Raw genomic sequence first — 18,387 nt, forward strand, 5'->3', positions numbered from 1 at the left:
GTGCGGCTCCCGGTCTGTGTGAGTGAGCGCAGGTACGCGGCTGGGGCGTCAGGCCGCCTGATGGCCTGTCGCGCCGCCGTTGTCCCGGCGGTCCAGCGCACGCTGGAGCGCGGCTGCGGCGTTCTTGCGGTCGGACTCGCTCGTACGGGAGAGGTGACGGACTCGACGGCGGGCGGTCGTCTCGGCCATGGGAAATCGACTCCTTCGACAATCCGGGAGTGCAGACAGGGGTTACGAGACGCCGGATGGGGCGGGGAGCGGTGCCGCAGGGGTTGCCTGCACGGGGGCCCGGCTCACGACCGCCATTCGCTTGATCGAGCGAGACGTTCGGCTCCTACAAAGCTAAGGGAGGACAGCGCGTCTGTCTCCACAATTACTCGGACTTCCTACTATCTGAGACGGTGGACTGGGTCACACGCCATTGACCTGCGCTTTTACCTCCGGCCCGTCAGAGCACGTCGCCGTCCCGCCAGTCGAAGACCAGCTCGAACGCCGGGTTGAGCGGACCGGCGAGGGCGGGCCGCACAAACGCGCTCCCCTCCTCGTCCGGCAGACGCACGACGCCCTGCGGCCCCAGCGCGCAGACCCGCCCGCCCCACACCTCCCAGCCACGGGCCGCGTACAGCGCGGCCCCCTCGTCGCTCGCGGAGAGCATCCCCGCGTCGTACGCCCGGTCGATCACCCGCTCCAGCTCCGCCATCACCCGGCCCCCGAGCCCCGTCCGGCGCGCGTCGGACCGTACGCCCACCGCCTCGACGTACCCGACCCGCAGCCACCGGTCCCGGTGCCGCACCCGGCGCATGATCACCGAACCGTGCGCCACGAGCCGCCCGGCCTCGTCGTGGACCAGGGCGTGCATACCGCCGAGCCCGTGCTCGAAGTCCTCGTCCGAGAAGTCACCGTCGAAGGCGTCGTCCAACAGGGCGCGGATCGCGCGCAGTTCGGCCGTGGTGAGGTCGGCGGTGTGGGCGGTGCGCGCGGTGCCGGCGGATGCGGGGGTGGTCATCCGACCAGTATCGGGGGGATCGCCCACTCGGCTGATCCTGCGCGGGGCGCGGGAGGCCGGGTCCGGCCGAGGGGAACCGGTGAACTCATGAACGACATGTCGAAAGTGTTCCTCGAGGGCGGCCCCGACGACCTGCCCGAACGGATCGTGCCGACCCCGTCCCCCGGCCCGGACGCGAAGATCAGGCTGCGCGGTGGGTACGAGCACTTCAGGCCGACTCCACGGCACGCGGACACACCGCAGGGCAGGCTGCCGGTGTACGAGTGGTGGGAGCGCACGGAGATCGCCGAGTAGTCCGTCCCCCGCGGACGGAGAAGGCCGGGTCCGTTCGGGACCCGGCCTTCCAAGGTGTGTCGGGGCGTCAGCCCATGTGCGGGTACGTGTAGTCGGTCGGCGCGACCAGGGTCTCCTTGATGGCGCGGGTCAGGGTCCAGCGCATCAGGTTCTGCGGGGCGCCGGCCTTGTCGTTGGTGCCGGAGGCGCGGCCGCCGCCGAAGGGCTGCTGGCCGACGACGGCGCCGGTCGACTTGTCGTTGATGTAGAAGTTGCCGGCCGCGTAGCGCAGCTTCTCCATCGTGTACGCCGCCGCCGCGCGGTCACCCGCGATGACGGATCCGGTGAGCGCGTAGGCGGACACCGACTCCATCTGGTCCAGCATCTCGTCGTACTTGTCGTCCTCGTAGACGTGCACGGCGAGGAACGGGCCGAAGTACTCGGTGGTGAAGACCTCGTTCTCGGGGTCCGTGCACTCGACGACGGTCGGGCGGACGAAGTAGCCGACCGAGTCGTCGTAGGAGCCGCCCGCGACGATCGTGCAGGTCGGGTCGGACTTCGCGCGGTCGATGGCGGCCTTGTTCTTGGCGAAGGCGCGCTCGTCGATGACGGCGCCGATGAAGTTCGACAGGTCGGTGACGTCACCCATGGTGATGTAGTCGACCTCGGCCGCGAACTCCTCCTTGAAGCCGGAGTTCCAGATCGACGCCGGGATGTACGCCCGGGAGGTCGCCGAGCACTTCTGGCCCTGGTACTCGAAGGCACCGCGGGTCAGCGCGGTCTTCAGCACCGCGCGGTCCGCGCTCGGGTGGGCCACGACGAAGTCCTTGCCGCCGGTCTCGCCGACGATGCGCGGGTAGGAGCGGTACTTCTCGATGTTGTTGCCGACCGTCTTCCACAGGTACTGGAAGGTCTTGGTCGAGCCGGTGAAGTGGATGCCGGCGAGGTCGCGGTGCTCCAGAGCGACCTTGGAGACCTCGATGCCGTCGCCGGTGACGAGGTTGATGACACCCTTGGGCAGACCGGCCTCCTCCAGCAGCTGCATGAGCAGCACGGCGGCGTGGGTCTGGGTCGGGGACGGCTTCCAGACGACGACGTTGCCCATGAGCGCGGGCGCGGTCGGCAGGTTGCCCGCGATCGCCGTGAAGTTGAACGGCGTGATCGCGTAGACGAAGCCCTCCAGGGGGCGGTGGTCGAGGCGGTTCCACACTCCCGGCGAGTTGGCCGGGGGCTGCTCGGCGAGCAGGTCACGGGCGTACTTGACGTTGAAGCGCCAGAAGTCGATCAGCTCACAGGGCGTGTCGATCTCGGCCTGCTGGGCCGTCTTCGACTGACCGAGCATCGTCGACGCGGCCAGCGTCTCGCGCCACGGGCCGGACAGCAGCTCGGCGGCGCGCAGGATGATCGCCGCGCGGTCGTCGAAGGACATCGCACGCCAGGCGGGCGCGGCGGCGAGGGCCGCGTCGATGGCGTCCTGGGCGTCCTGCTGGGTGGCGTTGCCGTAGGTGCCGAGGCGGGCCTTGTGGTTGTGCGGCTGCACGACGTCGAAGCGCTCACCGCCGCCCAGCCGCTTCTCGCCGCCGATGGTGCAGGGCAGGTCGATCGGGTTCTCGGCGAGCTCCTTGAGCTTGACCTCGAGACGGGCACGCTCGGGTGAGCCGGGGGCGTAGCCGTGCACCGGCTCGTTGACGGGGGTGGGGACCTGGGTCACAGCGTCCATGGGTTCCGTAACTCCTTACTGAGCGGTGTGTTGCGAGCCGTTGTGTGGGGCTCAGCCCTTGCTGACCATCGAACGGACGAAGAAGCGCAGGTTGGCCGGCTTCTCCGCGAGCCGCCGCATGAAGTAGCCGTACCAGTCCGTGCCGTAGGCGGTGTAGACGCGCATGCGGTGGCCCTCGGCGGCCAGCCGCAGGTGCTCGTCGCTGCGGATCCCGTACAGCATCTGGAACTCGTACTCGTCGAGCTTTCGCCCGGCGCGCCGCGCGAGTTCCTGGGCGACGGAGATCAGGCGCGGGTCGTGGGACCCGATCATCGGGTACCCGGCGCCCTCCATCAGAACCTTGAGGACCCGGACGTACGCCTTGTCGATCTCGTGTTTCTGCTGGTAGGCGACCTCGGCAGGCTCCTTGTACGCGCCCTTGACGAGCCGTACGCGGCTGCCGTTCGCGGCGAGGCGGCGGGCGTCGGCCTCGGTGCGGAACAGGTACGCCTGGATGACGCAGCCGGTCTGCGGGAAGTCCCTGCGCAGCTCCTCGTGGATGGCGAACATCGAGTCGAGGGTGGTGTGGTCCTCCGCGTCGAGCGTGACCGTCGTACCGATGGCGGCGGCCGCCTCGACCACCGGGCGGACGTTGGCGAGGGCCAGCTCGTGGCCACCCTCCAGCGCCTGCCCGAACATGGAGAGCTTGACGGACACCTCGACGCGCTCGCCGAGCTCCAGGTCCTTGATCCGGTCGATGAGCCGCAGATAGGCGTCCCGGGCGGCGGCGGCCTGTTCGGGGCGGGTGATGTCCTCGCCGACGACGTCCATCGTCAGCTCCAGGCCCTTGCCGGTGAGGTCCTGGATGATCGGCACGACCTCGTCGACGGTCTCACCTGGGATGAACCGGTCGACGACCTGCTTCGTCCCCGGAGCCGCCGAGATCAGGCGTCGCATCCGGTCGCTGCGCGACGCGGCGAGAATCACGGGACCCAGCACGGGGCACCTCCACAAACACAGCCGAATGACGGCCGACACCCCGATAAGTGATGTTCCGGGTACGGCACGGAGAACCACCGTGAAACCTAAGGATCCCTCCGAACGGCGGCCATCGACAGCTGTCACGCATCCGTGCCGCAGATCTCAGACAGATGTATGAAGGCTTCGCGGAAATGCGGGAGAATGCCCGGGTGACGCCGGAATCCAAGGACCGCAAGGACGACTACCAGGAGCTGGTCGACGAGCTCTCGGAGCTGCTGGGCGCGCCCGCGACCCTGGAGAACCGGGACTTCGAGCTGATCGCCTTCGGCGCGTACGACAGCGAGGGCGAGCTCGACGCGTCCGCCCTGGACCCGGTCCGCACCCGCTCGATCCTGACGCGCCGCTCCACGGCGGCGGTGCGGACCTGGTTCGAGGGCTTCGGCATCACGCGGGCGACCGGCCCGGTCCGCATCCCGCCGACTCCGGAGGCCGGGGTGTACCGCGGACGCATTTGTCTCCCGGTACGCCACAAGGGTGTGGTGCTGGGCTACGTCTGGCTCCTCGACGACGATCCGGGGCCGACCGAGCAGCAGCTCGCGGGGGCGATGGAGGTGACCGCCCGGATCGGGGCGCTGCTCGCCGACGAGGCGCAGCACGGCGCCGATCTGAGCCGGGAGCTGCGGGCGGCGCTGACCGCGGAGCGGGGCTGGCAGGGCGACATGGCGGTCGCCGAGCTCCGCACGGCCCTGGGCGCACGCGCGGACGGCGTCCACACGGTGGTCTGCGTGGCCCCATGGCCCTCGGCCGATCCCGACGACGCCCCGTCCGTGCGTACGGTGCCGCACGCGACCGCGCTGTGCACGGTGCCGTGGGGGGCGACCGGACAGAGCCTGGCGGTGCTGGTACGGCTGCGCTCACCCGAGGTGCGCACTGCGGCGCTGGCGGCGGCGTCCCGGCTACTGAAGGAAGGCCCCGCCCAGACGCCCTCGCGGCCGTCCGCGCAGGGCCGGTCACGGGTGGCGGCCGGCCTCGGCGAACCGCGCTCCGGCCTCGCCGATCTGGGCACCGTCTGGCAGGAGGCGTCGGCCGCGACCCGCGCCGCCCTGGCGGAACCGCGGCTCGGACCTGTGGCCGAGTGGTCGCGCATCGGGCCGTACCGCCTGCTGACCTCCCTCTCCCCGGAGATCCTCCACGACCCCGCGCTCGCCCCGCTCCTCTCCCCCACCCACCGCGAACTGGCCCGCACCGCCGAGGTCTACCTGGACTGCGCGGGCCAGGCCGGCCGTACGGCCGCCGAGCTCGGCATCCACCGCCAGACCCTGTACTACCGCCTCTCCCGCGTCGAACAGCTCACGGGCCTGGACCTGGACGACGGGGAGGACCGGCTGTTGCTGCACATGGGGTTGAAGGGGGCGCGGCTCTAGAAGGGCCGCCCAGGAACGGCTTTCCCGTCGCTTTCCCGCCAGCACTTCTGAAAACGATTGTCATCATGCTACGGTTCGTGGCGCATTCAACTTTTGACCACGCCTTTACCGGAGTGTCCCGTGCGTCTGCCCCACCGTCTGCTCCCCCTCCCCGCGGCCGCCGCGGCCTCCGCCCTGCTCACCGGCTGCTTCGCGGCGACGGATTCCGGCGAGGCCGGGAGCGACGGCAAGCGCATCCGTGTCGCCATGCTCCAGCCCCCGCGCTCCGGGCTGTCCCCGCTGACCGACGACGCGTTCAAGCTGTCCCGCTGGTCGACCGCCGAAACCCTGGTGAAGCTCGACGAGGAGGGTGACGCCCAGCCCGCGCTCGCCACCAAGTGGCAGCAGTCCGGCCGCACTTGGACCTTCGAGATACGCGACGGCGTCACCTTCCACGACGGCACGAAGCTGGACGCCGAGGCCGTCGTACGCTCCATCACCACGGCGGCCACCGCCTCCCCCAAGCCCCGCATCCTCGACGGCGTGGAACTGACCGCGAAGGCCGAGGACGGCGACACCGTCACCGTCACCACCGGCACCGAGGACCCCCTGGTCCCGCAGCGCCTCAGCTCCCCGCAGCTGTCGATCCTGGCGGCCAAGGCGTACCAGGGGAAGACCGTGAACCCCGTCGGCGCCGGCACCGGCCCGTTCACGCTGACGAAGGTCAACGGCACCGCCTCCGCCGCCCTCGACCGTTACGACGCCTACTGGGGCGGCAAGGCCAAGGCCCCGGGAATCGACGTGAAGTTCGTCCCCGACGGCACCGCCCGGGCGGCGGCGCTGCGCAGCGGCGAGGCCGACATCGTCGAGGCGGTACCGGTGTCGCAGGCCGCCGTGCTCGACCAGGACCTGATCACCGAGGTCCCGATGCCGCGCACCAACACGCTCTACCTGAACACCGAGAAGGGTGCCTTCAAGGACGCGGCGGTACGGGCGGCGGCCCGCGAGGCGATCGACGCCGAGGCCATCGTCAAGGGCGTGTACGAGGGTCGCGCCGACGTCGCCGAAGGGCTGCTCGGCCCCGCACTCCCCTGGGCCGCCGAACTGCGGTCGCCCGTCGAGCGCGCCAAGGCCGGTGCGGCGAACGGCAAGGCGATCACCATCGGCACCTACACCGACCGGTCCGAGATGCCGGAGGTCGCGGCCACGCTGCAACAGCAGCTCCAGAAGGCCGGGTTCAAGGTGAAGCTGGACGTCCGCGAGTACACGAACATCGAGGCCGACGCCCTCGCGGGCAAGTTCGACGCGTTCATCCTCTCGCGCGCCACCGTCCTCGACTCCGGCGACCCGGCCGCCTACCTCTACAGCGACTTCGCCTCCAACGGCACCTTCAACCTCGCGCAGTTCGCCGACGAGAACGTCGACAAGGCCCTGAAGAAGGCCTCCGACACCAAGGTCGGAGACGCCCGCCGCAAGGCGATCATCGCGGCCGAGGCAGCCGTGCTCGCGACGGACGCGGCGGTGCCGATGCTCCACGAGCGGGTGATCCAGGGCGACGCCGCCGGTGTCGTGGACGCGGCCCACGACCCGCGTGAGCGCGAGCTCGTCACGGTGGACACCTACGTCAAGTGAAGGTCCGCCCGCGTCATATGAAGGTCACGGCACGGAAGTCGGTCGGCACGGCCGGGCTGACCCGCTTCGCCTGTCTCGTCGCCGTCCTGGCCACCGTCGGCCTGCTGCCCTGGCTCTCGCACCGGGACCCGGCGCTGACCGTGCTGCGCGCCCGGTCGGCCGAGCAGGAGGCGACCGACGAGGCCCTGTCCGCGATCCGTGAGGACCTCGGCCTGGACGCCGGTCCCCTTTCCCTGCTGGGGAGTTGGGCCTCGGACCTGCTGCACGGCGACTTCGGCACCTCCTGGGTGTCCGGGACCGACGTCCTGCCGTCCGTCGTCGCCGGCCTCCAGGTGTCGCTGGGCCTGATGGGCGCGGCGCTCGGCGTGGCGGTGGTGCTGGCCGCCGTGCTGGTGGCACCGGTGCTGGTGCGGGGGCGCGGATCGGCCGGCGCCTTCGCCGCCATGCTCGCGGCGATCCCCGAGTTCCTGCTGGCCACGGTCGCGCTGCTGGTGTGCGGGGTGTGGCTGGGCTGGCTGCCGACGGCCGGCTGGGCGGGCCCCGAGTACCTGGTGCTGCCCGCGCTCGCCCTCGGCGTCCCGGCGGGTGGTCTGCTCGGCCGGCTGGTCGCGGACGCGCTGCCCGCCGTGCTCGACGAGCGGTGGGTGGAGCTGTGGCGGGGTGCGGGAGTGAGCCGTACGACGATCTCGGCGGCCGCCCTCAAGCGCGTACTGCCGCCCCTGGTACCGCAGTTCGGGATGGTCGCCGTCGGCCTGACCGGCGGCGCGGTCGCTGTGGAGATGGTGTTCGCGGTGCCCGGCATCGGCCGCACGGCGCTCGGCGCGGCCAAGTCGCAGGACCTGCCGCTGCTCCAGGGCTCCGTCCTGGCGCTGCTGCTGCTCGGCCTGGTCGCGGGCGCGGTGGCGGTGGGCGTACGGCGCCGGCTGCTGGGCCCCGCGTTGCGTGACGCCGGGCTCACGCTGCCTCCGGCACGTCCGGTCCGTACCCACCCGGCGATCCCGCTGACCCTGTTCGCCATCCTCGCCGTGACCATCGGCTGGGGCCTGCTGCGCGACCCGTACACACTGCACACCGGCGCCCGCCTCGCCGCCCCCTCCTGGGCGCACCCGCTCGGCACCGACGCCCTCGGCCGCGACGTGCTGGCCCGGCTCGGGCACGGCGCCGCCTCGACCGTCGGCACGGCCGCCGCCATCTGCGTACTGAGCCTGCTCGTCGCCCTCGCGCTGGGCTTCCTGCCCGGCATCGCGGCGGGTGCGGCCGACATCGCCAACGCCCTGCCCCCGGTGATCGTCGGCATCCTGGTCGCCGCGGCGGCCGGCCCCGGCACCGGCGGCGCGGCCCTGGCGGTCGCCCTGATCTCCTGGCCGGCCCTGTCCGCACACGCGGCGGCCCTGGTGCAGGAGGTCCGGGCGTCGGCGTTCCTCACCGCCCAGCGGGCCATGGGCGCGACCCCGTGGTGGATCCTCACCCGGCACGTCCTGCCGTCCGTCGCCGCCCCCGTCGCCCGCCACGCCCTGCTGCGCCTGCCCGGTATCGCCCTCGCCCTGGCCTCCCTCGGCTTCCTGGGCCTGGGCGCCCAGCCGCCGACCCCCGAATGGGGCCTGCTGCTCGACGAGTCCCGCGCCTACGTCGAACGCGCCCCCTGGGCCGCCCTCGCCCCGGCCGTCGCGCTGGCCCTGCTGGCGGGGCTGGCGGTGTCGGGGGCAACGGCCGTACAGGGCCGCGGGACAAGGCGAGCCGCTCCGGCGGAGCAGAGGAAGGAGGCCCCCGTTGCCGTCTGAGGACGCACTGCTGTCGGTGCGCGATCTGCACATCGCCTTCGCCGGAGTCGAGGCCGTACGCGGTCTGACCTTCGACGTCCGTCCGCGCGAAGTCCTCGCCCTGGTGGGCGAATCGGGCGCCGGCAAGTCCCTCACCGCCCGGGCACTGCTCGGCATGCTGCCCCGGGGCGCGACGACGAGCGGGACGATCGAACCGGACCTCGCGGCCCACCGCGGCCGCCGTATCTCCCTCGTCCCGCAGGACGCCCTGTCCGCCCTGTCCCCCGTGCACCCGGTCGGCGACCAACTCGCCGCCGCCGTACGGTCGGTGGCCCGCGTCTCCCGCAAGGAGGCCCGGGCCCGGGCGGTCGCCGCACTGGACCGGGTCGGCATCCCGGACGCCGAGCGCAAGGCGCGGGCGTATCCGCACGAGTACTCCGGCGGCATGCGACAGCGCGCCGTCATCGCCATGGCGACGGTCAACGAACCCGACATCGTCGTCGCCGACGAGCCCACCACCGCCCTGGACGAGGAGCACCGCGACCAGGTGCTGCGGGTGCTCGCCGAGCAGCGGGAGGCGGTGGGGGCCGCGCTCGTGCTCGTCACCCACGACATGGACGTCGTACGGGACCGCGCGGACCGCGTGCTGGTGATGTACGCCGGCCGCCTCACCGAACTGGGCCGTGCGGGCAAGGTGCTGGACCGTCCCCGCGCCCCGTACACGGCGGGCCTGCTGGCCTCCCTCCCCCAGCACGCGCCCCCGGGCCGCCGCCTCCCCGCCCTGCGCGGCACCCCGCCCGCCCCGGGCGCGCTCCCGCCGGGCTGCGCCTTCGCCCCGCGCTGCCCGCTCGCGACAGACGCCTGCCGTGCGGAGGAACCGGAGCCGCAGGAAGTGGAAGGACGCCTGGTCGCCTGCCATCACTGGGCGGAACTCCCCCACCCGGCAACGGAGTTGTTCCAAGGACAGGAAGAGGAGCGGCAGCCCGCATGAGTGACGCCCTGCTCGACGTCCGCCACCTCGTGGTCCGCTACGGCGACGTCACCGCAGTCGACGACGTCTCGTTCACCCTGGCCGCCGGCGAGACCCTCGCCCTCAACGGCCCCTCCGGCTGCGGCAAGTCCTCCACGGCCCTCGCCGTCCTCCAGCTGCGCCGCCCGGACGCCGGGGAAGTGGTCTTCGAGGGACGGGAGTTGACGACCCTGACCGAACGCGAGCTGCGCCCACTGCGCCCGCGCATGCAGCCCGTCTTCCAGGACCCGTACGGCTCCCTGAGTCCCCGCCACCGCATCCGCGACGCGGTGGCGGAACCACTGAGGGTGCAGGGCCGCTGGAGCGCCGCCGACGGCCCCGCCCGCGTCGCCGAACTCCTCGACCGGGTCGGCCTCGACCCGTCGTACGGCGACCGCCACCCGCACGAACTCTCCGGCGGCCAGTGCCAACGCGCCGGAATCGCCCGCGCGCTGGCGTCCGAACCGCGCCTGCTGGTCCTGGACGAGCCGGTGTCGGCCCTCGACCCGTCGGTGCGCGCCGGCGTGCTGAACCTGCTCGCCGACCTGCAGGACGAGTTGGGGCTCGGCTATCTCTTCATCTGCCATGACCGGGCGGTCGTACGGCATTTCGCGGATCGGGTGATCGAGATGCGCGACGGGCGGGTCAGCTCCGGCTGACGCCCTCGATGACCCGGCGCAGACCCTCGGTGAGTTGCTCTGCGCCGGGCGCGGTCTTCGGATCGAAGGTCCACTGGGCGATGAGGCCCGTCATCAAGGTGTTGTAGAGCTGCCCGATGGAGTCCACGTCCTCCTCCGCGACGTCCTCCTCCCGGCCCCCCATGAACAGCGGGATGATCCCTCGGGCGGCTTCGCGCTGCGCCCGCGCCAAGTGGTCGCGCACCTCGGGCAGTTGATCGCCCATGGCGATGATCTCGACGCTGAGGTGCCAGATGGAGTCGGGCTCCCGCATGGTGCGGATGATGTTCGACCAGACCTCACGGAAACGTTCGAGCGAGCCCGGCACAGTACCCGCGTCGGCGCCGAAGGCGTCGGACAGTTCCCAGTCGTCGGACACCTCGCCCACCAGGGCGATGTAGGCCTCCGCGAGGAGCTTGTCCTTCGAGCCGTAGTGATAGCCGATCGACGCCAGATTGGCCCCCGACTCCTTGACGATGTCGCGCGCAGTCGTGCGCACGAAGCCCTTCGCCAGCAGGCAGCGCTTGGCGCCTTCGAGCAGATCCTCACGGTGTCCCATGGCACCCACCCTACCGCGGATCCATACAGCCGTCCTATACAAGCGTTCTAGACAATCGTTTAAGACGTGCGTACATTCACCGGCATGACAACGAACCCGACGAGCACCGCCACACCCCCACCCGCCCGCGCCGGCCGCCGTGAATGGACCGCCCTCGGCGTGCTGATGCTTCCGCTCCTGCTCGTCTCGATGGACGTCTCGGTCCTCTACTTCGCGATCCCGGCGATCAGCGCGGACCTGGAGCCGAGCGGCACCCAGCAGCTGTGGATCTTCGACGTCTACGGCTTCGTCCTGGCCGGCCTGCTGATGACGATGGGCTCGCTCGGCGACCGCATCGGCCACCGCCGCCTCCTGCTGATCGGCGCCGCCGCCTTCGGCACCGCCTCGCTGGTGGCGGCGTACGCGAACAGTGCCGAGATGCTGATCGCGGCCCGCGCGATCCTCGGTATCGGCGGCGCGACCCTGATGCCGTCGACGATGGCCATGACCCGCACGCTGTTCACCGACCCCACGCAGCGCGCGAAGGCGATCGGCCTGTGGTCCGGCGTGATGACGGCCGGGATCGCGCTCGGCTCGGTGATGAGCGGGGTGCTGGTCGAGCACTTCTGGTGGGGCTCGGTCTTCCTGGTCAACCTGCCCGCGATGGCGCTGCTGCTGCTTCTGGGCCCGGTCCTGCTCCCCGAGTCGAAGAGCCCCGAGCCCGGCCGCTTCGACCGGCTGAGCGTGCCCCTCTCGATGGCCGCTGTGCTTCCCGTGGTCTACGGCCTGAAGGAGATCCCGTCCGAGGGCTGGAACGTCCGCTACGTCGTCTCGATCACCGTCGGCCTGCTGTTCGCGGCCCTCTTCGTCCACCGTCAGCGCACGGCCGCGGCCCCGATGATCTCCCCGGCCCTGTTCCGCGGACGGGGGTTCGCACCCTCAGTGGCCCTCAACCTCGTCTGCATGTTCGGCGTGATGGGCTCGTCCTACTTCACCACGCAGTACCTTCAGTCGGTGCTCGGCATGGGCGCGCTGGAGGCGGCCCTGTGGGCGCTGCTGCCGTCGGTGCCGATCGGGGCGGCGGCGCCGGTCGCCGCCCAGCTGGTGCAGAGGGGCGCCAACCGTGCCTACGTCGTCACCGCGGGCTTCGCGATCTCCGCGGCCGGGTTCGCGCTGCTGTCCCTCGCCGGCACGGACTCGTTGTGGCTGGTACTGACCGCGTGCGCGGTCCTCGCCGTCGGAGGCGTCACGGTGATGTCCCAGATCATGGACCTCGCCATGGGCTCCGCCCCGGTGGAGCGGGCGGGCTCCGCGTCCTCCCTGCTGGAGACCGGCGCGGAGTTCGGCGGCGCCCTCGGCATGGCCGTCCTCGGCTCGATCGGTACGGCGATCTACCGCCACGAGATCCCGTCGTCGGCACCGGACGTGGCACACGAGACGCTGGGCGGCGCGCTGGCGGTCGCCGATCAGGTCCCGGGGCTGGCCGCAGTCGCGCGGGAGGCGTTCACCAGCGGCATGCAGGGGGCGGCGATCGCGGGAGCGGTACTGCTGGCGGGAGCGGCCGTGCTGGCGGCGGTGACGCTGCGGCGGGTCGAGGTGCGGGAGCGCGCATGCGAAACGCCGGACGCGCCGAGCAACCTCAGCACGTCCGGCGTTCGATAGACCTCGGCGTCTCCCGCGAGATCTCAGGCCAGGTTCACCGCACGGGCGGACGTCGCCCCGATCTCCTCGGCGACCTCGGTCAGCACCCCGGCGGGCACCGTGTCGTCGACGGTGAGGACGGCCAGCGCCTCGCCACCGGCGACGGCACGCGAGACCTGCATGCCGGCGATGTTGATGCCCGACTCACCGAAGATACGGCCGACGGTGCCGACGACGCCGGGACGGTCCTCGTACTTCAGGACGACCATGTGGTCGGCGAGCGCGAGGTCCACGTCGTAGTCGCCGACCGCGACGATCTTCTGCAGGTGCTTGGGGCCGGCCAGCGTGCCGGAGACCGAGACCTCCTCGCCGTCCGCGAGCGTGCCGCGCACGGTGACGACGTTGCGGTGGTCGGTGGCCTCCGAGCTGGTGGTCAGCCGCACCTCGACGCCACGCTCCTGCGCGAACAGCGGGGCGTTGACGTACGACACCGTCTCGTCGACGACATCCTCGAAGACACCCTTGAGGGCGCTGAGCTCCAGCACCTTCACGTCGTGCTGGGTGATCTCGCCGTACACCTCGACGTCGAGGCGGACCGCGACCTCACCGGCGAGCGCCGTGAAGATACGGCCCAGGCGCTCGGCGAGCGGCAGGCCCGGCTTGACGTCCTCGGCGATTACGCCGCCCTGGACGTTCACAGCGTCGGGCACGAGCTCACCGGCGAGGGCGAGGCGCACCGAGCGGGCGACGGCGATACCGGCCTTCTCCTGCGCCTCGTCGGTGGAGGCACCGAGGTGCGGGGTGGCGACGACCTGGTCGAACTCGAAGAGCGGGGAGTCCGTGCAGGGCTCCTTCGCGTACACGTCGAGACCGGCACCGGCGACCCGGCCCTCCTTGAGGGCGGAGTACAGCGCCTCCTCGTCGACGATCCCGCCACGCGCGGCGTTGACGATGCGCACGCTCGGCTTGACCTTGCGCAGCGCCTCGTCGCCGATGAGGCCGACGGTCTCGGGGGTCTTGGGCAGGTGGACGGTGATGAAGTCGGAGACCTCGAGCAGCTCGTCCAGCGACAGCACCTTGACACCCATCTGGGCGGCGCGCGCGGGCTGGATGTAGGGGTCGTAGGCCACGACCTTCATACCGAAGCCGGACATGCGCTGAGCGACCAGCGCACCGATGCGGCCCAGACCGACGACACCGAGGGTCTTCTCGGCGAGCTCGACGCCCGTGTACTTGCTGCGCTTCCACTCGCCGTTCTTCAGCGCGGCGTTGGCCTGCGGAATGTGGCGGGCGGTGGCGACGAGGAGACCGCAGGCCAGCTCGGCGGCGGTCACGATGTTCGAGGTGGGGGCGTTGACGACCATCACGCCGGCCTTGGTGGCGGCGGAGACGTCGACGTTGTCCAGGCCGACGCCGGCTCGCGCGACGACCTTGAGCTTCTTGGCGGCGGCGATCGCCTCGGCGTCGACCTTGGTGGCGGAGCGGATCAGGATCGCGTCCACGTCGGCGATGGCGGGGAGCAGTTCGGCTCGGTCGGCGCCGTTGCAGTGGCGGATCTCGAAGTCGGGGCCAAGCGCGTCCACGGTAGCGGGCGACAGCTCTTCAGCGATGAGTACGACGGGTTTCGAGCTCACGTGAGTCCTCACAAGTCCAATGCGGACGGCCGTCCCGACGGCCGCAGGCGGTGGAGGGGTGCTAGCCGCGTGGAAGACGCACGACGCTGTGGGCCTGACGCGTATGTTGTGCGCCAGTCTAGTGGCGCGGCGGAGGTCGTCTTGCGCCTCTGCGTAAGGATCACCCGTCCGTGATGCGACGGGTTGGACAACGGGGCCGGAGCGGCAGGCTCCGGCCCCGTCGGCTGAGGCTTACGCCTCCTCGTTCACCCAGCTCATGAGCTTGCGCAGCTCCTTGCCGGTGGTCTCCAGCAGGTGCTCGGAGTCGGCCGTCTTGTACTCGTTGTACTTCTTCAGACCGCCGTGGTACTCGTCCATCCAGGCCTGGGCGAAGGTGCCGTCCTGGATCTCGGCGAGGACCTTCTTCATCTCGGCCTTGGTGGCGTCGGTGATGATCCGCGGGCCGGTGACGTAGTCGCCCCACTCGGCGGTCTCGGAGATCGACCAGCGCATCTTCTCCAGGCCGCCCTCGTACATGAGGTCCACGATCAGCTTCAGCTCGTGCAGGCACTCGAAGTACGCGATCTCCGGCTGGTAGCCGGCCTCGGTCAGCGTCTCGAAGCCGGCCTTGACCAGCGCGGCCGTACCACCGCAGAGAACGGCCTGCTCACCGAACAGGTCGGTCTCGGTCTCCTCGGTGAAGGTCGTCTTGATGACGCCGGCGCGGGTGCCACCGATGCCCTTGGCGTACGACAGGGCGAGCGCGAAGGCGTTGCCCGTGGCGTCCTGCTCGACGGCGGCGATGCACGGAACGCCGCGGCCCTCCTCGTACTGACGGCGCACCAGGTGGCCCGGGCCCTTCGGGGCGACCATGCAGACGTCCACGCCGGCCGGGGGCTTGATGAAGCCGTAGCGGATGTTCAGGCCGTGGCCGAAGAACAGGGCGTCGCCGTCCTTCAGGTTCGGGGCGATGTGCTCCTCGTAGACCTGGGCCTGGATCGGGTCCGGGACGAGGATCATGATGACGTCGGCCTCGGCGGCGGCCTCCGAGGGGGTCACCACGCGCAGGCCCTGCTCCTCGGCCTTGGCCTTGGACTTGGAGCCCTCGTGCAGACCGACGCGGACGTCGACACCCGAGTCACGGAGCGACAGCGCGTGGGCGTGGCCCTGGCTGCCGTACCCGATGACCGCGACCTTGCGGCCCTGGATGATGGACAGGTCGGCGTCGGCGTCGTAGAACAGCTCGGCCACTTTGGGTTCTCTCCTTGTGTGCAGGTGTTGCGTCCCACCGTATGACGGCGAGGATGAGGGAGGTCTTGGGGTCTCGGAATGCGGGCGGCCGGTGGCTCGCCGACCACCCGATTCCGGTCGTACGTGAATCTTCTACAAGTCGGCCGTGCGGGAAGCCGCGACGGGCCGTACGGGGCTCAGGCCGAGCGGTCCAGGGCGCGCAGCGACCGGTCCGTGATCGAACGGGCACCACGGCCGATCGCGATCGTGCCGGACTGGACGAGCTCCTTGATGCCGTACGGCTCCAGCATCTTCAGCATGGCGGACAGCTTGTCGCTGGAGCCGGTGGCCTCGATCGTCACGGCCTCCGGGGAGACGTCGACGGTCTTGGCGCGGAACAGCTGGACGATCTCGACGATCTGGGAGCGCGTCTCGTTGTCGGCGCGCACCTTCACCAGAACGAGTTCGCGCTGAACGGCCGAACCCGGCTCCAGCTCGACGATCTTCAGCACGTTGACGAGCTTGTTGAGCTGCTTCGTCACCTGCTCCAGCGGGAGGTCCTCGACGTTCACCACGATGGTGATGCGGGAGATGTCGGGGTGCTCGGTGACGCCGACCGCGAGCGAGTCGATGTTGAAGCCGCGGCGGGAGAACAGGGCGGCGATCCGGGCGAGGATGCCCGGCGTGTTCTCCACCAGGACGGAGAGCGTGTGCTTGGACATGGTCTGCTTCCTTTACCTACGGCTCTCAGTCGTCTTCGTTGTCGCCGAAGTCGGGGCGGACGTCCCGGGCGGCCATGATCTCGTCGTTGGAGGTGCCGGCAGCGACCATCGGCCAGACCATCGCGTCCTCGTGGACGATGAAGTCGATGACGACCGGGCGGTCGTTGATGGAGTTCGCCTCTTCGATGACCTTGTCGAGGTCCTCCGGCGACTCACAGCGGATCGCGTAGCAGCCCATGGCCTCCGACAGCTTCACGAAGTCGGGGACGCGGGTGCCGGCGCTCGGCTGCTTGCCGTCGGCCTCGGGGCCGGAGTGCAGCACGGTGTTGGAGTAGCGCTGGTTGTAGAAGAGGGTCTGCCACTGGCGGACCATCCCGAGGGCGCCGTTGTTGATGATGGCGACCTTGATCGGGATGTTGTTCAGGGCGCAGGTGGTGAGCTCCTGATTGGTCATCTGGAAGCAGCCGTCGCCGTCGATCGCCCAGACCGCCTTGTCCGGGGCTCCGGCCTTGGCGCCCATCGCGGCCGGGACCGCGTAGCCCATGGTTCCGGCGCCGCCGGAGTTCAGCCAGGTGGCGGGCTTGTCGTACTGGATGAAGTGCGCGGCCCACATCTGGTGCTGGCCGACGCCCGCCGCGAAGATCGTGCCCTCCGGGGCGAGCTGGCCGATCCGCTCGATGACCTGCTGCGGGGACAGGGAGCCGTCCTCGGGCTGGTCGTAGCCGAGCGGGTAGGTCTCGCGCCAGCGGGAGAGGTCCTTCCACCAGGCGCTGTAGTCGCCCTGGTGGCCCTCGGCGTGCTCCTTCTGGACGGCCTGGACCAGGTCGGCGATGACCTCGCGGGCGTCACCGACGATCGGCACGTCGGCGGCGCGGTTCTTGCCGATCTCGGCCGGGTCGATGTCGGCGTGGACGATCTTGGCGTACGGGGCGAAGCTGTCCAGCTTGCCGGTGACGCGGTCGTCGAAGCGGGCTCCGAGGGCGACGATCAGGTCGGCCTTCTGCAGCGCGGTGACGGCGGTGACCGCACCGTGCATGCCCGGCATTCCCACGTGCAGCGGGTGGCCGTCGGGGAATGCGCCGAGCGCCATCAGGGTGGTGGTGACGGGCGCTCCGGTGAGTTCGGCGAGGACCTTCAGCTCGGCGGTGGCGCCGGACTTGATCACGCCGCCGCCGACGTAGAGGACGGGCCGCTTGGCGGCGGTGATCAGCTTGGCGGCCTCGCGGATCTGCTTGGCGTGCGGCTTGGTGACGGGCCGGTAGCCGGGCAGGTCCATGGTGGGCGGCCAGGAGAAGGTGGTCTTCGCCTGGAGGGCGTCCTTGGCGATGTCGACCAGGACCGGGCCGGGGCGGCCGGTGGAGGCGATGTGGAACGCCTGCGCGATGACCCGCGGGATGTCCTCGGCCTTGGTGACCAGGAAGTTGTGCTTGGTGATCGGCATCGTGATGCCGACGATGTCCGCCTCCTGGAAGGCGTCCGTACCGATCGCCTTGGAGGCCACCTGCCCGGTGATCGCCACGAGCGGCACCGAGTCCATGTGGGCGTCCGCGATCGGCGTCACCAGGTTGGTCGCGCCGGGGCCGGAGGTCGCCATGCAGACGCCGACCCTGCCGGTGGCCTGCGCGTAACCGGTGGCGGCGTGGCCGGCGCCCTGCTCGTGGCGGACCAGGACGTGGCGGACCTTGGTGGAGTCCATCAGCGGGTCGTACGCCGGGAGGATCGCACCGCCGGGAATGCCGAATACCGTGTCGGCCCCGACCTCCTCGAGAGAGCGGATGAGGGACTGCGCACCCGTGACGTGCTCGGGGGCGGACTGGTGTCCTCCGGATCGGGGCCGCGGCTGCGGGTGATGGGCCCCGGTGGCCTGCTCGGTCATCGGCATTCTCTTCTCGATGCTGAGGGTTTTTGCGAGGTTTGGGCGGAGTTTCGATGCTGCACGACTCGTGCCTGTGCAACAAAAAACCCCTCGTGCCATAAGGCAAGCGAGGGGAGCGCGCCGGGTGGGGTCGCTGGGAGTTCCGGGTCGGACCGGACGTCACCAGCTTCAGCCGACGCGCTTTCCAAGTACGAGAATTCGGGTGCGCATGGCACTGACCCTCTCCCCGGCACGCACCCACTGTCAAGTGGGTGGGACGGGAGTCTCATTATGTGAGCGAAGGGCACTGTCGCCTCCGAGAACAGCGGTCACACCAATGGTGTACAC

At 70.7% G+C, this 18,387-nt stretch carries 16 protein-coding genes; 7 read left to right on the plus strand and 9 right to left on the minus strand.

The features are described 5' to 3' along the window. Positions 1 to 48: 48 nt before the first annotated feature. A complete protein-coding gene (locus tag ACIREI_RS41770; RefSeq protein ID WP_107083653.1) occupies positions 49 to 189 on the minus strand; it encodes a hypothetical protein in 141 nt (46 codons plus the stop codon). Between the two features lie 259 nt (positions 190 to 448). Then, positions 449 to 1,006 carry a GNAT family N-acetyltransferase gene (locus ACIREI_RS41775; RefSeq protein ID WP_403345005.1) on the minus strand — a complete coding sequence of 186 codons (558 nt, stop codon included), beginning with the start codon at positions 1,004 to 1,006 and terminating at the stop codon, positions 449 to 451. 87 nt (positions 1,007 to 1,093) lie between these two features. On the opposite strand from ACIREI_RS41775, the gene ACIREI_RS41780 reads away from it, so the two are divergent. After that, on the plus strand, positions 1,094 to 1,300 hold the full coding sequence (locus tag ACIREI_RS41780) for a DUF5988 family protein (protein ID WP_403345007.1): 207 nt from the start codon (positions 1,094 to 1,096) through the stop codon (positions 1,298 to 1,300). 67 nt (positions 1,301 to 1,367) lie between these two features. Here ACIREI_RS41780 and pruA read toward each other — a convergent pair whose 3' ends face one another. Together pruA and ACIREI_RS41790 are read right to left on the minus strand one after the other, a co-directional pair. Next, complete coding sequence (pruA, locus tag ACIREI_RS41785) at positions 1,368 to 2,999, minus strand: L-glutamate gamma-semialdehyde dehydrogenase (protein WP_403345009.1); 1,632 nt, start codon at positions 2,997 to 2,999, stop codon at positions 1,368 to 1,370. Positions 3,000 to 3,050: 51 nt separating this feature from the next. Continuing rightward, entirely contained in the window at positions 3,051 to 3,977 is a 927-nt protein-coding gene (locus tag ACIREI_RS41790) for a proline dehydrogenase family protein (protein ID WP_403345010.1), read from the minus strand. A gap of 173 nt (positions 3,978 to 4,150) precedes the next feature. On the opposite strand from ACIREI_RS41790, the gene ACIREI_RS41795 reads away from it, so the two are divergent. From ACIREI_RS41795 to ACIREI_RS41815, 5 genes are all read left to right on the plus strand, one after another. After that, positions 4,151 to 5,383 (plus strand): PucR family transcriptional regulator, encoded by a 1,233-nt coding sequence (locus tag ACIREI_RS41795; protein WP_403345012.1) that lies wholly within the window; start codon positions 4,151 to 4,153, stop codon positions 5,381 to 5,383. A gap of 120 nt (positions 5,384 to 5,503) precedes the next feature. Next, positions 5,504 to 6,994: an ABC transporter substrate-binding protein gene (locus ACIREI_RS41800; protein WP_403345013.1), complete on the plus strand. Its 1,491-nt coding sequence runs from the start codon at positions 5,504 to 5,506 to the stop codon at positions 6,992 to 6,994. A gap of 17 nt (positions 6,995 to 7,011) precedes the next feature. Continuing rightward, positions 7,012 to 8,775: an ABC transporter permease subunit gene (locus tag ACIREI_RS41805; RefSeq protein WP_403345014.1), complete on the plus strand. Its 1,764-nt coding sequence runs from the start codon at positions 7,012 to 7,014 to the stop codon at positions 8,773 to 8,775. After that, the gene (locus ACIREI_RS41810) at positions 8,765 to 9,745 is read left to right on the plus strand and encodes an ABC transporter ATP-binding protein (RefSeq protein ID WP_403345016.1); all 981 of its coding nucleotides are present in this window, start codon (positions 8,765 to 8,767) and stop codon (positions 9,743 to 9,745) included. The genes ACIREI_RS41805 and ACIREI_RS41810 overlap by 11 nt, the downstream gene beginning before the upstream one ends. Next, on the plus strand, positions 9,742 to 10,422 hold the full coding sequence (locus tag ACIREI_RS41815; RefSeq protein WP_403345018.1) for an ATP-binding cassette domain-containing protein: 681 nt from the start codon (positions 9,742 to 9,744) through the stop codon (positions 10,420 to 10,422). The genes ACIREI_RS41810 and ACIREI_RS41815 overlap by 4 nt, the downstream gene beginning before the upstream one ends. Here ACIREI_RS41815 and ACIREI_RS41820 read toward each other — a convergent pair. Further along, positions 10,409 to 10,999: a TetR/AcrR family transcriptional regulator gene (locus ACIREI_RS41820; protein ID WP_403345020.1), complete on the minus strand. Its 591-nt coding sequence runs from the start codon at positions 10,997 to 10,999 to the stop codon at positions 10,409 to 10,411. The two genes, ACIREI_RS41815 and ACIREI_RS41820, sit on opposite strands and share 14 nt — an antisense overlap. An 84-nt stretch (positions 11,000 to 11,083) precedes the next feature. Between ACIREI_RS41820 and ACIREI_RS41825 the strand changes: the two genes are divergently transcribed. Beyond that, the gene (locus ACIREI_RS41825) at positions 11,084 to 12,640 is read left to right on the plus strand and encodes an MFS transporter (protein WP_403345022.1); all 1,557 of its coding nucleotides are present in this window, start codon (positions 11,084 to 11,086) and stop codon (positions 12,638 to 12,640) included. Between the two features lie 23 nt (positions 12,641 to 12,663). Here ACIREI_RS41825 and serA read toward each other — a convergent pair whose 3' ends face one another. The 4 genes from serA to ACIREI_RS41845 all read right to left on the minus strand — a co-directional run bounded on the left by serA (position 12,664) and on the right by ACIREI_RS41845 (position 18,066). Beyond that, positions 12,664 to 14,253 carry a phosphoglycerate dehydrogenase gene (serA, locus tag ACIREI_RS41830; RefSeq protein ID WP_403345024.1) on the minus strand — a complete coding sequence of 530 codons (1,590 nt, stop codon included), beginning with the start codon at positions 14,251 to 14,253 and terminating at the stop codon, positions 12,664 to 12,666. Positions 14,254 to 14,484: 231 nt separating this feature from the next. Continuing rightward, positions 14,485 to 15,483 carry a ketol-acid reductoisomerase gene (ilvC, locus tag ACIREI_RS41835; RefSeq protein WP_399109052.1) on the minus strand — a complete coding sequence of 333 codons (999 nt, stop codon included), beginning with the start codon at positions 15,481 to 15,483 and terminating at the stop codon, positions 14,485 to 14,487. Between the two features lie 176 nt (positions 15,484 to 15,659). Next, on the minus strand, positions 15,660 to 16,184 hold the full coding sequence (gene ilvN, locus ACIREI_RS41840; RefSeq protein ID WP_043504310.1) for an acetolactate synthase small subunit: 525 nt from the start codon (positions 16,182 to 16,184) through the stop codon (positions 15,660 to 15,662). A gap of 25 nt (positions 16,185 to 16,209) precedes the next feature. Further along, positions 16,210 to 18,066, minus strand: a complete 1,857-nt coding sequence (locus ACIREI_RS41845) for an acetolactate synthase large subunit (RefSeq protein WP_403345026.1) — start codon at positions 18,064 to 18,066, stop codon at positions 16,210 to 16,212. Between the last annotated feature and the right edge of the window lie 321 nt (positions 18,067 to 18,387).

Source organism: Streptomyces sp. NPDC093591, from assembly GCF_044764885.1.
Classification (GTDB): Bacteria; Actinomycetota; Actinomycetes; order Streptomycetales; family Streptomycetaceae; genus Streptomyces.